Below are 13,739 nucleotides of genomic sequence, written 5' to 3' on the forward strand. Positions count from 1 at the left end.
CGCTTCGCATCAATGCACAGGTTCCGCCTGCTTGCGGCGCTTGAGCAGAGCCGCCGGCAGACCGGTGCGGCCCAGCCTGTTACGGCGTACCAGCACCAGCAGGCCAAGCGCGCCCAGCCCGAACGCACCCAGCGCAAGCGTGCGCAGCGAGAAGCCACTGGACGACCGGCTCGCCTCCAGTTCAAGCGGATTGGCCGGGACCGAGGTCACGCTGACCTGGTCATACGTCAGTCCTTCGACGCTGTGCACCACCAGGTTCTTGATCTGCGGCGTAAGCGTCGCCAGATTGGCGCTCGGCTGATACTTGATGAACACTGACGCGGACGACGGCTTGATGGTCATCGCAAGCGGGTCGTTATCGGGGAGCACGATATGCACCCGCGCCACCACCACCCCGTCGATCTTGGAAAGCGTATCCGAGAGTTCCTGCGAAATGCCGTAAATGAAGCGCACGCGCTCTTCGGTCGGGGTGGAAACAAGACCGTCTTTCTTGAACAGATCGCCGAGATCGTCGTACTTGCGCGCCGGCAAGCCACGCTCGCGCAGCACTTCCATCGAGCGCACGATGTCGTTTTCGTCGACCTTCGCGCTCCAGGTCTTGCCGCCGTCGGCGCTGACCTTTTGCGCGTCGATACCCGCCTGCATCAGCGCGGCAACGATCTCGTTGCAGTCGCGCTCGCTCAGATTGCCGTACAGCTCCTTCTGGCAGCCGCTCAGCAGCAATGAAATCAGGAAAGCGATGCACAGCGCGACGCCGCGCTGTCTGGTTCCAGTCAGGATGTTCATGTCATTGGTTTTTCATCAGGGTTTCGAGGGCGTCCTTCGAAGAGTTGACCACGGCCATCTTCGTCTGCAAGTCGACCTGCATGTTGGTCGACTCGACCTGGATCGCCATGGTCGCAGCGGTCAACTGCTGCATCGACATGCCGCTGGAGTTCTGCAACATGAACAGCATGTCGTTGGAAACCGATTGCAACGCAGTATCTTCACCGCGCACGACCTCCGAAACCAACGTTCCGGTCGTGTCCTCATTGGGCGCCCCCGGCCCCATGACGCCGTTCTGCATCATCGCTTCGAAGCTGGCGGCCTGCTGGGGCGGCGCCGGCCGGGCGTTCGTGACGGCGGCCGGCGCCTGCGCCATGGCGGCCTGCATCTGCAGCATCGACAGGGTGATATCCATTGCGCTCTCCGGATAGACAGGTTGGATCAGAGGCGGAGGTAGCCGTTGAGCGGTATCTCGACGTTTGCGTGATTGACTTCGGCAAGCGGCGGCGCGGCAAACTGCACACCGTGTTGCGCAGCACTCATTTCGGCAAATGGGCGCACGGATTCGGGTATGACGAATTTGCCCGAAACAGCGCCCTCCGCGCGCACCTGCTTCATGTCCTGAAGGGCTGTGACGGAGCTGATCAGGAGGTTCGCATCCGCTGAGAGCGGCTCATCGAGCGCCTGATTGGCCACAATCCGCCAATCGGAATTGCCGCTGGAGCCCAGACAATAGACCAGCATGGCCCGGCTGCCCGGCATGCACACCGAGCGGGCGACGAGCGCCTCGAAGACGGCGATGGCATCGTGCCACTGGCCTTTGACGATATAGGTGAAGCCGTCGAACAGCGAAAGTTCGCCGAGTTTCGGGCGCATCGCGTGCAGGGCTTCGAGCAGATGCTCGGAGTCGCCAATCTCCACACGCGGCTGCGGAAACTGATCGACGAGCGCCATCCTGACCAGCTCGGTCAACGCTCCAACCAGCTCCTGGCTGCAATTCGTATAGTCGCATTGCTTGTTCATTTTCAATCCTGACTGTGAAGTTGACGGTTCATTCGTACTGGCGATTGAACGGTAGCAAAGCGCTCTTCCGGGACGGCTTAGTCGGACGAAGCGAGCGGCAGATTTGCGAAGCCGCCTGCGCCGGCCGTGGTGAACGCCTGGTGGACGCCGTGTGTTGGCTGCTTCGCATGAACCGGCGACGCTTCGCACCCGCTGCGCGGCAACCCGGCATGAACGGCTATCGTGCAACGCAGACCCGGACAAGCGGACAGAACGTCCACCCGCCGGGCCCGGACGGGACGTCAATATGAGCGACGAAAAGACCGAAGCGCCCACACCCAAGAAACTGCGGGACGCCCGGAGCAAAGGCACGGTAGTAAAAAGCACAGACCTGATTTCCGCGGCGTTGCTGCTCGCCATGATCGGCGTGTTCCAGTTTGGCAGCCATTGGCTGCTCGACTCGCTGCATCAGACGATCGGCATCGCCCTCGGCTTCTGCGCGTCGGACCGCTCGACCCAGGCGCTGTCCTCCGCACTGATGCATATGCTCGGCGTATGTGCGATGGTCTGCGCGCCGATCGGCCTCGTCGGACTGCTCGCAGCGGTTGTCTCGACCATTGGCCAGATCGGCATAAAGATCACCTTCGCGCCGATCATGCCGAAGCTGAACGCAATCAGTCCCGGCAGCGGCATCAAGCGGATCTTCTCGAAGAAATCGCTGGTCGATCTGGCCAAGATGACGCTCAAGGCGATCGTGCTCGCGCTGGTGCTCTGGCAGACCATCAGCTCGCTATTTCCGTTGATCACCGGCGCGCTGTACGAGCCGTTGCCGCAACTGGCCACGATTTTGTGGAGCGCGCTTGTCAAGCTGTTGATGGTCGCGTGCCTGCTTTATCTGATCATCGGCGTGGCCGACTGGAAGATCCAGCACTGGTTGATGCTCAGATCACAAAGGATGTCGAAGGACGAAATCAAGCGCGAGCGCAAGAGCCAGGATGGTGATCCGAAGATCAAGAGCGAGCGGAAAAAGCGCGCCAAGGAACTGATCAAAGGCGATCCGCGGCCCGCCGCCGTGGCGCTCGCCAACGTCGTGGTGGTGAATCCGACGCACTACGCCGTGGCCCTGCGCTATGCGCCGCTCGAGCACGCGCTGCCGGTGGTACTGGCCAAGGGCGTGGACGCCGACGCTCTGGTGATTCGCCGCCTCGCCGCCGAACGCGGCGTGCCGATCGTGGCCAATCCGCCCGTGGCGCGCGCACTGCATCGCGTCGATATCGACGACAGTATTCCGGAGGATCTGTTCGAAGTGGTCGCCGCCATTCTGCGTTGGGTCCAGTCGATCGGCGCGCCGCGCGGCGCCGCCGGCGTGGCGGGCAACGCCAGCGCTGTTCAGGCGATACGCGCCATTGGTGCGACCGCCGCGGCGCCGCCGCAACCGGTCGGCAGCACGCCGTCACAGAGATTGCCATAGCCCCGCTTTTCACTGGATTTAGCCCTGGAGCCTGTCATGCTTAAAGCACTCAAAATACCTGCCGGCGGTGAAGTGGGTATCGCCGTCCTGGTGGTGGCGATCATCGCACTGATGATCCTGCCGCTGCCGCCCGAAATGATCGACGTGCTGCTGTCGATCAATATCGGCATCAGCGTGACGCTGCTGATGGTGACGATGTATGTGCCGACCATCACAGCGCTCTCGTCGTTTCCCGCGGTGCTGCTGTTCACCACGCTGTACCGCCTGTCGCTGAACATCGCGTCGACCAAGTCGATCCTGTTGCACGCGGACGCCGGCAACATCATCGAAAGCTTCGGGGAGCTGGTGGTGGGCGGCAATCTGGTGGTCGGGCTGGTGGTGTTCGTGATTATCTCGACGGTCCAGTTCATCGTGATCGCCAAAGGCTCGGAGCGGGTCGCCGAAGTCGGTGCGCGCTTCACGCTCGACGCCCTGCCGGGCAAGCAGATGAGCATCGACGCCGACTTGCGCGCCAATATCCTCACGCCGGAAGAAGCGCGCCGCAAACGCACCCGCCTCGCCGTCGAAAGCCAGCTCTATGGCGGCATGGACGGCGCGATGAAGTTCGTCAAAGGCGACGCGATTGCCGGCCTCATCATCACGCTCGTGAACATGGTGGCGGGTATCGCAGTCGGCATGGCCTATCACGGCATGAGCGCGGCCGACGCCGCCAACCGCTTCTCGATCCTGTCGGTCGGCGATGCGATGGTCTCGCAGATTCCGTCGCTGCTGATTTCCGTCGCAGCCGGCGTGATGATTACCCGGGTGTCCGACGATTCCGCCGACGGCGGCCGTTCGCTGGGCGACGAAATCATCCGTCAGGTCGGCGGCAATGCGCACGCGCTGTGGTTCGCGTCGCTGCTGCTGCTGGGCTTTGCAGCCGTGCCGGGCTTTCCGTGGCCGCTGTTCCTGCTGCTCTCGGGAATTCTGGCGTTCGCGGGTTATCGTCTGCAGCGCAACGTAGTCCGCAAGGTGGACGTCGGCGAGCAGGTCATGTCGCTGCAGCGCGCCGGCGCAAAAGGCGACGCACCGAGCATCCTCAAGCATGCGCCGCAGTTCACCAGCGCACTTGGCGTGCGGCTTGCCGTCGATCTCGCCGGCCGCCTTGTGCCCTCTGTGCTCGACGAAGCGTTCGAGGCGCAACGCACTCGCCTGCAGGAAGAAATCGGCCTGCCGTTCCCGGGCATCACGATGTGGACCAGCGGCGAACTCCCCACGGGAACCTATGAAATCCTCGTACAGGACGTGCCGTATGCCCGTACGCAGATACCCGCCGGCAAGGTGATGCTGCCGGGCGCGGCCACCGACCCTGGGCTGGCCGGACTCTGCGAAACCGCCGGCGCGGCGGGCGGCATGCCGGTCAGCTACTGGATCGGCGAACGCCACGTCCCTCCGAACGCAACCGTGTGGCGCGCCGAGCAGGTGATCGCCAACGAAACAATCAGTGCGTTGCGCCTGCGCTCCAAGCTGTTCGTCGGTATTCAGGAAACGCAGTGGGTGCTCGACCAGTTGGGCGCAGACTATCCGGGCCTCGTCGCCGAAGTGCAGAAGGCGCTGCCGCTGCAACGTATCGCCGATGTGCTGCGGCGCCTGCTCGAAGAAAACGTGCCGATCCGCAACGCGCGCAGCATCATGGAAAGTCTCGTGAGCTGGGGGGCGAAGGAAAAGGACATGCTGTTGCTCACCGAGTATGTGCGCGGCGATCTCGCCCGCTATATCGCATACCGGGCCGCCGGCGGCGCAGGCACTCTCGAAGCGGTGCTGCTCAACAACGACGTCGAGCAGCATATCCGCCAGTCGATCAAGCAAACGCCCACCGGCAATTTTCTCGCGCTGCAGCCCGATGAGATCCGGCAAATCTGCAACCGCATCGCGTCCTACACCGGCAACGACCAGCGCGAAGGCATCGCGCTGGTTACCTCGATGGACATCCGACGCTACGTGCGGCGCATGATCGAAGCGCATATCGCATGGCTGCCGGTGTATTCGTACCAGGAACTGGGCGAGCACGTCGCACTGCGTCCGCTTGGCCGCGTGTCCCTCTAACAGGCCGGCGCCATGTGCAGCAGCAACGTCCATCCGCGCATCATCCCGCTGGAGCCGGCCGGCCCGGATGAGGCATCGGTGCGCCCAGCGGTGCACCCGACCAGGCGCCGCGGCGGTTTCAACTACGCTGCCTTGCTGCGCCAAGCCCGTTTGCGCAGCGAACGGGCCATGCTGCGCTGCACGGGCAGCGCCGCTGCGCGCAACGCATCCGACGCGCGAGGCGCCGCTGCGGCGCAACCGGCGCCTGGCGGCGCAACCATGGCGATGGACGAGCGCACCGAGGACGAAGGCACGGACGAAGTATCGATCCGGGCCCGGGAGCAGCGTCAGGAGGAACACGCGGCGCCGTTCGTCGCGGCGCTGGCAAACCAGCAGGCACGCATCGTCGGATTAATGCAGTTTCTCGCCACTCGCGTGGTCGATTTCTGCAGCGACGAAGCCATTGTCGAACATGGCAGCTGGACGATCCGTATCAAGCTCGATCCCGCCTTGCTGCCCGGCTGCACGCTCGAACTTGGCCTTTCGCATTTCGATTTGACGCTTCGCTTCGAAACCGATGAGGAATCCACACGAAAGCTAATCTGCCGACATGAAGACGACTTAAAACAAAAGCTGGCCGCGCTACTGCAGCAAATGGATACCCCTCGCGAAGTCTCCATCGACATGCCGTAGCGACGGGTCAGATGACGCGAAATCGAACCGCCCTGGTTCAAACGTCAATGAACAGCAGAAACACACGGGGTCGACACAATATGGACCGGATAGCTCCAATCTCCAGCATCAAAGTCAAGCCGTTAGCCGACCACGCCGACGCACTGCCGCGCATCGATCACGAAACCGCCCGTCTCACCAGGCTCCTGTGCGATGCCCGGCTCGTGGACCGGCTCGCCCAGATCGGCATCACCAACTGGCGCGTCTCGCACGACACCCGGAGCGTGCCGCGCAGCGCGTGCTGGATCGATCTGCAACACGGCAGCGCGCGCACCAGTTTTGCAGTCGACCTCACGGTCTACCCAGCGCTCGCCAGCGCCGTCTCGGAAGCGATCACGGTTGACGACGTCGAGGCCGGCGCTTCGCTGCGGTGCGCGGTGGTCGCCCTGCTGCTCGAGCCGCTGCTTGCCGCGCTCGACAGTCTGGGCGCAGCCGACGTCGACGTCTGCGGACTGCGCCGCTACGAACTGACGAAACCTACCCTCAGCCTGAGCTTCACGCACGCCGGACGCCTTGTCGAATGCCGGCTCGGCTCCGTGGACAGCGGCTGGAAGACGCTGCTCGAACGCCACATCAACCTGCATCGGGTGCCGTTCGCCAATCGCGTCAGCGAGATCAACGTGCCTGGGTACTTCTGTGTCGGCGAAAAGACGCTGAGCATCCAGGCGCTCAACGGACTGCGTCCCGGCGATGTCATTCTGCGCGCCGTTCCGCAGGATTGGCGCACGCTGCTCGAGGGCGCGGACGCCGCCATCAGTACCCAGATCGTCTGGGGCCCGCCTGGCGCCCACCAACTCCTCACGGGCGTCAAGCTCGAGGGCAGCCGGCTTGTCATTACCACGGAACCTTCCATGACCTACAACAACGAACGTACCGATGCCGCTCACCTGGACGTCGACACCGCGGGCTCGCTCGACGATCTCGATCTGCCAGTCAAGTTCGAGATCGAGACCGTCACGCTCCCGCTCGTCCAGCTTTCGGCCTTGCGCGCGGGGTATGTGCTGGAATTGCCGGGCACGCTGCGCGATGCGCGCGTGCGGCTCGTCTCGTACGGCCAGTTGATCGGCTTCGGCGAACTCGTCACCGTGGGAGAGCAGCTGGGCGTACGCGTCGTTCAGATGTTCAGCGGCCATGACACAGTTTAGTGACTTCACGGGACTGATGATCGCGGTCATCGCGATCGGTCTGATCCCCTTCGTCGCAATGGTGGTGACCTCATTCGCCAAGATCACCGTCGTCCTCGGCCTGCTGCGCAACGCACTCGGCGTGCAGCAGGTACCGTCGAACATGGTGCTCAACGGTATCGCCATCCTCGTATCCATGTACGTGATGGCGCCGATCGGCATGAGCGCGATGCAGACACTCGGCCACGAGCAGGTATCGCCCGAACCATCGCAGGCGATGATCCAGGCGTTCGGCGCCGCTCGCGAGCCGTACCGCAACTTTCTCAAGAAGCACGCCCGCGAACGCGAGAAGCTGTTCTTTCTGCGCTCGGCGCACGTGGTCTGGCCGGCCGACATGGCGAATCAGTTGCATGAGGACGACCTGATCGTGCTGGCTCCGGCCTTCACGCTGTCCGAGTTGAGCGACGCATTCAAGATCGGCTTCCTGCTGTACATCGCCTTCATCGTCATCGACCTCGTCATCGCGAACGTGCTGCTGGCCATGGGCCTGAACCAGATCCAGCCTACCAACGTTGCGATTCCGTTCAAGCTGCTGCTGTTCGTCGCGATGGACGGTTGGTCGACCCTGGTTCACGGCCTCATTCTGACCTACCGGTGACACGGCATGAATACCGACGACCTGATCGGACTGACCACCCAGGGCATGCTGCTCTGTCTGTACGTGTCGCTGCCGGTGATCATCGTATCTGCACTCTCCGGGCTGCTGATCTCGTTCATCCAGGCGATCACGTCACTGCAGGACCAGACCATCTCACATAGCGTCAAACTGATCGCCGTCACCGCGACCATTGCACTGACCGGCGCCTGGGGCGGCTCGGCGATCCTGCGCTTTGCCATGCGGCTGCTGACACTGGCCGTGCCGACATGAGCACCGAGCGCATCATCCCGGACGCGGCAACCGTCCACGCCACCCAGGCCGAAGACGCGCACGAGGCGCTCGCGGCTCATCATCCGCACAAGCTCCTGCGGCAAGCGAAGCAATATCGCCAGACCACGATTCGGCATGCGGGCAAGGCCCTGCCCGCACACGACCCGGCCAACGCCGGCCGCCTGCCGAAGGGTCTGCAGGGCCGCCGGGTGACGGCGGTGCACGGCGACGGCCGCGGCGGGGGCAGACAACCAGGCGGAAAACAGGACCGCAAGCAGGACGGCAAACAGCAGGGTGGCAAACAACCGGACGGCCAGCGTCAACGCGGCCAGCAGCAGAGCCGCCAGCAGCAGGACGGACGCGAGCGCCGCGGGCCGCTCCCCGGCGGACAGGGTAACGGCACAGCGGGCGGTTACGGCAGCGCCGGCACGTTGCCGCGCGTGCGCAGCACCGCTGTCGGCGCGACCGGCGCGGCCGGCGCGGCCGGCGCGAGTGCCGCGGTCGCACCGCGCTCCGGTCTGCAGAGCCTTGCGAACGAGTTGCACGACCGGCCCATGCTGCTCGATCAGAGCCTGCGGGCCGAATGGATCCGGCAGTGTTTCATGGCAAACGAAGAGGGCCGGACACATCCTGACCAGCGGGGCGCTCACCTGCGTTACGCCATCGCGCTCGACATGCTGAAAGCGCGCAGGCGAACGGGTGACTTTTCCCGCTCGGCCGCTGACGATCTCAGCGGCATACGCCAGGATCTCATCGCGAGCAGCGCCGCCCTGCGCGCGTCGCCAATCGCGCCGCCACGCGACGAGAAGGAAGAAACCCATAACGCGTTGCTGCCGCTCTGGGCGTTTCACGGAACGCGCCCGTTGTGTCCGAGCATGCTGGATCGTGCCATTCGCCACGTGTCGACCACGCTCAACACGCTCGTCATGGGCGGCAGAAAGCCGTGCGGCGACGATGCTTCGGAACCGCCGTAACGACTTCGCGGCCTGCATAGCGCGGCGCAACAGACTCACTAGACTGGATCCGGTACCGCCCCTTGCCGCGGTACTCCTTTAACTACCGATCAACGGGAAGAAAGCGGTATGAAAATCCTGCGCATCTTGACTGGGACCCACGCGGGCATCCAGGCGAGGCTCACGCCGGGCCGCTACCGGATCGGCAAGGCCGACGACACCGACATCTGCATCACCGACTGGGACGATCATGAGGTCGTGGTGGAGATGGACGAAGCCGGCGTCGTGAAGGTGCGACGTTTCGCCGACACCGTTGCCGGCGGCGCCCAGGCGGACGAAGCCGATTCGGTGGTGGTGCTGGTTCCGGACTTCGTGCCCTTCCCGTTCGGCACGACCGTCTTGTGCTTCGGCTCCGAAGACGCACAATGGCCACCCGACATCCAGTTGCTGGCCAGCATGTACAACGGCGCCGGCCAAGGTGACGCCGGGTTGCCGCCAGGCCACGGCACAGACGCCGGCAAACCCGTCGATTCCGGGCTCGCGAGCGGCGGGATGCGCGCGCTGCGCACCCTCTGCATCGCCATCATGGCCGGCGCGGTGCTGGTGATCTGCGCTTCGCTGGTATCGGGCCTTGTGCGCCATCCGCAGGCGGCAAGCGCGGCCGCGCTGAACGGGCGCAACCTCTCGACCCTCAGCGAACGCGAAATCGGCGCCCTCACCGAACAACTGAACGCGACGCTGCGGCAAGCCCGGCTCGGCAACCTGCACGCCCAGCAACACGGCAATACGATCGTGGTCGACGGCATGGCGCTGAACGCCTCGGAAGACAGTGCTGCGCGCGTCATCTTCGAGCGCTTCGGCCGCGACGGCATTGCGCGTCACTACGATGTCGCGCAAGCCGACGTAGCGGGCATTGCGGATTCGCTCGGCGAGGACAGCGTGCGCGTGGCGTATTCGGGCAACGGCGTGTTCACGCTGACAGGCACCGTTGCGTCACTGACCCCGTTCGAGGATCAGCTGGAACGGTTGCGAACCGATCTGGACGGCAACATCAGGCGAATCGACGTGGATGTTACCGAAGTTCCAACCAACATACCGATGAATGTGTACACCGAAATGATTTCCGTCGGCGATACTCGTTATGTTCAGACGGCCGATGGCGTCAAGCATCTGTTCCCCAGCGCCGCAACCAGTTCGGCGAACAACGTGCACATCCTGCACGAGTCGGTCATCCCACTGAATGCGCAAGCGCAGTAATCCACCCACGGTGCCTTTAATCACGCTCAGGAGAAGCTACATGTACAACGCACTCGAAGCGGTTCACGCCGATCTCAAAGGTCTGGAGAACACCCTCAGGACGCCCGCTGCCGCAGCACGCGTGGCGCGCATCGCCGAGGCTCTCGAACAATGCGCGCAGGACGTCAGCGACGCCACCCGTCAGGCGACCGGGGAAGACGATCGCGCCGCGCTGCAGAAGGTCTATCGGGGCATGGTTGCCGCGCGCCGGATCGTGCTGCGCCTGCACGAACTGTCGGGCATGGACCAAAGCAGTTTGCAGTGAAGTCGTTGCAGGAAGCAGTACCGTGTAGAAAACGGGCGGTACGTCAGTGCCGTAGGTGCGCAGCCGGGGATGCCGACTGGCTGGTTAGCGTGTTCGTAATCTCAACAGCAAAGGAGTAGATCATGTCGTTTGGTTCAATGGCCTCTGAGGCGTCGGGTATGATGAGCGGAATGATGGATGCGATGATTCCGGTCATGATTACGGCGACCGAAGACCAGGCGAAGATGTCGATGGTGCAATCGGTGCTGAACATTGCCAAAACAGCGGCAAATGACATCGAGGACGATTCGAAGAAGCAGTGACGGCCTGCCAGGTATCACGGCACGTCGTACGCCTATTGTCCGCACAGGGAAGCCGGGGTCTCGTGCTCCGGATTCCTTATTTTCGTCTCGGGACGCATCATGAGCATCGAACGATTCGCGGAAGTCGTACGCGACGTCTGCACTGTTGTCGATCTTCCCGATCCGGAACATGTGCTGCAAACGCGCACCATCGAAGTCGAAGGCTTCGACGTCCGGCTCGATCACTTCGAGAACGATCCGGAAGCGATGTACGTGAACTTCCACTACGGCACCGTGACCGCCGGACGCACGCTGGTGGTGTTCCGGCTCATGCTCGAAGCCAACCTGCTGATTTACGCGCAAGACCAGGCACAACTCGGTCTCGACACCGATACCGGCGGCATCATCCTGATCCTGCGCCTGCCGTTGACACCCGACGTGAACGGCACGGTGGTAGCCGACCTGCTGGCGCACTATGCTGAACATGGCCGCTACTGGCGCCGCAACATCATCGAGTCGACCGACGAAATGTTCATGGGTATCGTCAGCGGCGATTACTTCTGGCTGCGCGCCTGAACGGCGCCGCTTTCCGCGCGCCCGCGTTGCAGCGGGCGGCGGCGCCGTTGCGCCCTCCTGCAAGCCGCCTTCAACGGCTGTCGATCACATGCGGCACCAGCATGACCAGCCAGGTCGTTCCAGATCGCGTACTGCCCTGAGCCCCGCTCTCGTCGGGGACCACCAGCACGATGCCTTGGTGCGGCGCGAGCGTCATGCGCGCCACCTCGATATCGGCCGCACTGCGCAGTTCGACCGCGAGCGTGATGCCGGGCGGACTCGCGCGGCTGTCGACCGACGGCACGACGCGCAACGACATGGCCGCGGGCGCGGTGTCCGCCGGCGTAGCGCGACCGCTCACTGCGACCGGCCGATCGAGACGCTGCTCGAGCGCGGCGGCCACGTGATCGATCGTGGCCAGCTCGTTCTCGGTGCAAATGTGCGCGGTGTGCGAGGTTTCCATCTGGCGCAACTGGCCGCGCAACGCCTCGCCGTCGGCGTCGACCCGGACCTGTCCGCCGGCACCGCCGCTCGGACCGGCTCGCGCGTTGCCCAGCGGCAACTGCGGCAGCGCTGCGCTCTGCACATCGGCGATCAGCACGTCCAGCTTGACGAGCGGCGCGTTGCTATCGAGCACGGCCACCACCTGAGCATCCGCGTCGAGCCGCTGCGGGCGATCGCGAATCAGCACGGCGTTGGTCCGGGCGTCAGCGGCGATAACCGGCAACGGCGCTTCATATTCGACCACATCGACCTGGCGGTTGTCCGGTGGATCGAGCAGACGCCGCGCCTCGCTCGCCACGCCCTCCACCGGACTCGTGCGGTCGTTGGTCTGGGCGACCCGATCCGCCGCCGTGCCGTAGCGCAATCCGACAATACGCACCGAGGTGGCCACCTTCGCCCGCGCCGCCCCATCCACCTGCCTGGCGAATTTCTCCACCAGCGCAAGGTAGGCAGGCGGCCCCCGGACCGTGATGAGCCCCGGCGCCGGCGTGTCGTCGGCAAGCGGAAAACGCGGATCGGTACTACCCGTGCCATCCAGCAGCGTGTGCAACGCAGCCGGTTTCGCGTAGTTCAGGCGCAGCGTGAGGGAGCGTGCGTCGCTCGTCGAGTCCACGTGCAGCACGGTGCCGTCGTAGTACCAGAGCAGCCCGTAGGCGTTCGTCAGCACCTCCAGGAAACGCTGCGGCGCGAGGTCGAAACGGCCTTCGACAGAGCCCGCGACATGGGGGCCGGCGGCAATCGGCACACCCGTCGCCGACGACAGGTCGCGTAGGACGTCGGCTACACTGGCGCCGCTAGTCGAGAGCCGATAGCGCTGCACGCCCCAGTCCGGTCGCGCGGGCAAGCGCAGCCCGGCAGACGTACCGGGTGTACGGGCCGAGGTACGCGGCGCATGTTGAGCGGCGGCCTGCCCGCCTGCATCCTGCGTGGCGAAAACAGGCAGGCACGACACCGCGAGGCATGCGAGCGCAACTGCGCGGCGCACCCTGAAACGGCCCGGCACGAAGTCGTCACTAAAGCGTGGCAACGGTCTCGTTCGAGCGGATTGCCGCCGCACCGGTCACCTGCCGCGCCTCCGCTTCGCTGAGGTTGAGCCGGTAACCCTTCGCATACACCGACTGGATCGTCCATTCGACATCGAGTGCCTTGAGGCTCGCCCGCAGGCGGCTCACGTACATGTCGACCGAGCGGCTTTGCACGCCGCCATCCCAGCCCCACACCATGGAATGCAGATCCTGGCGCTGCACGACGGTGCCGCAGTGCGTGGCGAGGTGCCACAGCAGATCGAATTCCTTAGTGCCCAGCGTATGCACGTCTACGCCGCGTGAGATGGTCAGGTTGGCACGATCGAGCTGGTACTCGCCGACCAGCATGCGGCGCCGGTCGCTGCCGGGCGTTTGAAAACGCCTGAACAGCGCACGGATACGCGCCAGCAATACCATCCGGTCGAGCGGCTTGACGAGAAAATCGTCGGCGCCCGTGTCGAGAATCCTCACGATATCCGCTTCTTCGGACCGGACCGTCTGAAAGATCACCGGCACCGTCGCGTGGGAACGGGTGCGTATCCAGCTCAGCAGCTTGTCGCCCGACATGCCCGGCAGATCCCAGTCGAGAATCATCAGATCGGCCCAGTGGTCCGCCAGATAATTGCGGGCTTCCAGTCCGTTCCTGAATGCCTCGACCTGATACCCTTCGGCCTTGAGCCATGACACCAGGAGCGACTGCTGGATGAGGTCGTCTTCGGCTATAAGAATTCTTGCTTGATTGCGCATGCTCATGTTCCGGCTTTTGACCGGAGC

Annotated in this window: 16 protein-coding genes; 11 read left to right on the forward strand and 5 right to left on the reverse strand. The window is 64.1% G+C overall.

Annotated features, from left to right (window positions below; all coding sequences use genetic code 11):
• Positions 1-9: 9 nt before the first annotated feature.
• Genes sctJ through FFS45_RS41715 form a run of 3 tightly spaced genes read right to left on the reverse strand, consistent with a single transcriptional unit; the run spans position 10 to position 1,788 of the window.
• Positions 10-786, reverse strand: a complete 777-nt coding sequence (sctJ, locus tag FFS45_RS11840) for a type III secretion system inner membrane ring lipoprotein SctJ (RefSeq protein WP_137954826.1) — start codon at positions 784-786, stop codon at positions 10-12.
• Between the two features lies 1 nt (position 787).
• Complete coding sequence (locus FFS45_RS11845) at positions 788-1,180, reverse strand: serine kinase (protein WP_137954827.1); 393 nt, start codon at positions 1,178-1,180, stop codon at positions 788-790.
• A 26-nt stretch (positions 1,181-1,206) separates the two neighbouring features.
• Positions 1,207-1,788, reverse strand: a complete 582-nt coding sequence (locus FFS45_RS41715; protein ID WP_171029643.1) for an HrpB1 family type III secretion system apparatus protein — start codon at positions 1,786-1,788, stop codon at positions 1,207-1,209.
• Between the two features lie 286 nt (positions 1,789-2,074).
• Between FFS45_RS41715 and sctU the strand changes: the two genes are divergently transcribed.
• The 11 genes from sctU (at position 2,075) to FFS45_RS11905 (ending at position 11,457) form a co-directional block, all read left to right on the forward strand.
• Positions 2,075-3,238, forward strand: coding sequence for a type III secretion system export apparatus subunit SctU (gene sctU / locus FFS45_RS11855; RefSeq protein ID WP_137954829.1), 1,164 nt, complete (start codon positions 2,075-2,077; stop codon positions 3,236-3,238).
• Positions 3,239-3,274: 36 nt separating this feature from the next.
• Entirely contained in the window at positions 3,275-5,323 is a 2,049-nt protein-coding gene (sctV, locus tag FFS45_RS11860; RefSeq protein ID WP_137954830.1) for a type III secretion system export apparatus subunit SctV, read from the forward strand.
• A gap of 12 nt (positions 5,324-5,335) precedes the next feature.
• Entirely contained in the window at positions 5,336-5,995 is a 660-nt protein-coding gene (gene sctP / locus FFS45_RS11865) for a type III secretion system protein SctP (RefSeq protein WP_137954831.1), read from the forward strand.
• An 80-nt stretch (positions 5,996-6,075) separates the two neighbouring features.
• The gene (gene sctQ, locus FFS45_RS11870) at positions 6,076-7,179 is read left to right on the forward strand and encodes a type III secretion system cytoplasmic ring protein SctQ (protein ID WP_171029644.1); all 1,104 of its coding nucleotides are present in this window, start codon (positions 6,076-6,078) and stop codon (positions 7,177-7,179) included.
• Positions 7,166-7,816 carry a type III secretion system export apparatus subunit SctR gene (sctR, locus tag FFS45_RS11875; protein WP_137954833.1) on the forward strand — a complete coding sequence of 217 codons (651 nt, stop codon included), beginning with the start codon at positions 7,166-7,168 and terminating at the stop codon, positions 7,814-7,816. Before sctQ ends, sctR begins: the two co-directional genes overlap by 14 nt.
• A 6-nt stretch (positions 7,817-7,822) precedes the next feature.
• Positions 7,823-8,086 (forward strand): type III secretion system export apparatus subunit SctS, encoded by a 264-nt coding sequence (gene sctS, locus FFS45_RS11880; protein ID WP_137954834.1) that lies wholly within the window; start codon positions 7,823-7,825, stop codon positions 8,084-8,086.
• Entirely contained in the window at positions 8,083-9,060 is a 978-nt protein-coding gene (locus FFS45_RS11885) for a hypothetical protein (protein WP_137954835.1), read from the forward strand. The genes sctS and FFS45_RS11885 overlap by 4 nt, the downstream gene beginning before the upstream one ends.
• Before the next feature lie 108 nt (positions 9,061-9,168).
• Positions 9,169-10,296: a hypothetical protein gene (locus FFS45_RS11890; RefSeq protein ID WP_137954836.1), complete on the forward strand. Its 1,128-nt coding sequence runs from the start codon at positions 9,169-9,171 to the stop codon at positions 10,294-10,296.
• A 40-nt stretch (positions 10,297-10,336) separates the two neighbouring features.
• A complete protein-coding gene (locus FFS45_RS11895; protein WP_137954837.1) occupies positions 10,337-10,600 on the forward strand; it encodes a type III secretion system protein in 264 nt (87 codons plus the stop codon).
• Positions 10,601-10,722: 122 nt separating this feature from the next.
• A complete protein-coding gene (locus FFS45_RS11900; RefSeq protein ID WP_137954838.1) occupies positions 10,723-10,902 on the forward strand; it encodes a hypothetical protein in 180 nt (59 codons plus the stop codon).
• Between the two features lie 99 nt (positions 10,903-11,001).
• Positions 11,002-11,457, forward strand: a complete 456-nt coding sequence (locus tag FFS45_RS11905) for a molecular chaperone Tir (protein WP_137954839.1) — start codon at positions 11,002-11,004, stop codon at positions 11,455-11,457.
• 70 nt (positions 11,458-11,527) lie between these two features.
• Here FFS45_RS11905 and FFS45_RS11910 read toward each other — a convergent pair whose 3' ends face one another.
• Complete coding sequence (locus tag FFS45_RS11910; RefSeq protein ID WP_137954840.1) at positions 11,528-12,967, reverse strand: hypothetical protein; 1,440 nt, start codon at positions 12,965-12,967, stop codon at positions 11,528-11,530.
• Positions 12,954-13,712 (reverse strand): response regulator transcription factor, encoded by a 759-nt coding sequence (locus FFS45_RS11915; RefSeq protein WP_137954841.1) that lies wholly within the window; start codon positions 13,710-13,712, stop codon positions 12,954-12,956. Before FFS45_RS11915 ends, FFS45_RS11910 begins: the two co-directional genes overlap by 14 nt.
• Positions 13,713-13,739: the final 27 nt, after the last annotated feature.

It is taken from the genome of Burkholderia sp. 4M9327F10, assembly GCF_005503145.1.
Lineage (GTDB): Bacteria > Pseudomonadota > Gammaproteobacteria > Burkholderiales > Burkholderiaceae > Paraburkholderia.

Bases quoted from the DNA above. Each gene is read 5' to 3' on its own strand.
- sctJ (WP_137954826.1), bottom strand. From the start codon at position 786: ATGAACATCCTGACTGGAACCAGACAGCGCGGCGTCGCGCTGTGCATC.
- FFS45_RS11845 (WP_137954827.1), bottom strand. From the start codon at position 1,180: ATGGATATCACCCTGTCGATGCTGCAGATGCAGGCCGCCATGGCGCAG.
- FFS45_RS41715 (WP_171029643.1), bottom strand. From the start codon at position 1,788: ATGAACAAGCAATGCGACTATACGAATTGCAGCCAGGAGCTGGTTGGA.
- sctU (WP_137954829.1), top strand. From the start codon at position 2,075: ATGAGCGACGAAAAGACCGAAGCGCCCACACCCAAGAAACTGCGGGAC.
- sctV (WP_137954830.1), top strand. From the start codon at position 3,275: ATGCTTAAAGCACTCAAAATACCTGCCGGCGGTGAAGTGGGTATCGCC.
- sctP (WP_137954831.1), top strand. From the start codon at position 5,336: ATGTGCAGCAGCAACGTCCATCCGCGCATCATCCCGCTGGAGCCGGCC.
- sctQ (WP_171029644.1), top strand. From the start codon at position 6,076: ATGGACCGGATAGCTCCAATCTCCAGCATCAAAGTCAAGCCGTTAGCC.
- sctR (WP_137954833.1), top strand. From the start codon at position 7,166: ATGACACAGTTTAGTGACTTCACGGGACTGATGATCGCGGTCATCGCG.
- sctS (WP_137954834.1), top strand. From the start codon at position 7,823: ATGAATACCGACGACCTGATCGGACTGACCACCCAGGGCATGCTGCTC.
- FFS45_RS11885 (WP_137954835.1), top strand. From the start codon at position 8,083: ATGAGCACCGAGCGCATCATCCCGGACGCGGCAACCGTCCACGCCACC.
- FFS45_RS11890 (WP_137954836.1), top strand. From the start codon at position 9,169: ATGAAAATCCTGCGCATCTTGACTGGGACCCACGCGGGCATCCAGGCG.
- FFS45_RS11895 (WP_137954837.1), top strand. From the start codon at position 10,337: ATGTACAACGCACTCGAAGCGGTTCACGCCGATCTCAAAGGTCTGGAG.
- FFS45_RS11900 (WP_137954838.1), top strand. From the start codon at position 10,723: ATGTCGTTTGGTTCAATGGCCTCTGAGGCGTCGGGTATGATGAGCGGA.
- FFS45_RS11905 (WP_137954839.1), top strand. From the start codon at position 11,002: ATGAGCATCGAACGATTCGCGGAAGTCGTACGCGACGTCTGCACTGTT.
- FFS45_RS11915 (WP_137954841.1), bottom strand. From the start codon at position 13,712: ATGCGCAATCAAGCAAGAATTCTTATAGCCGAAGACGACCTCATCCAG.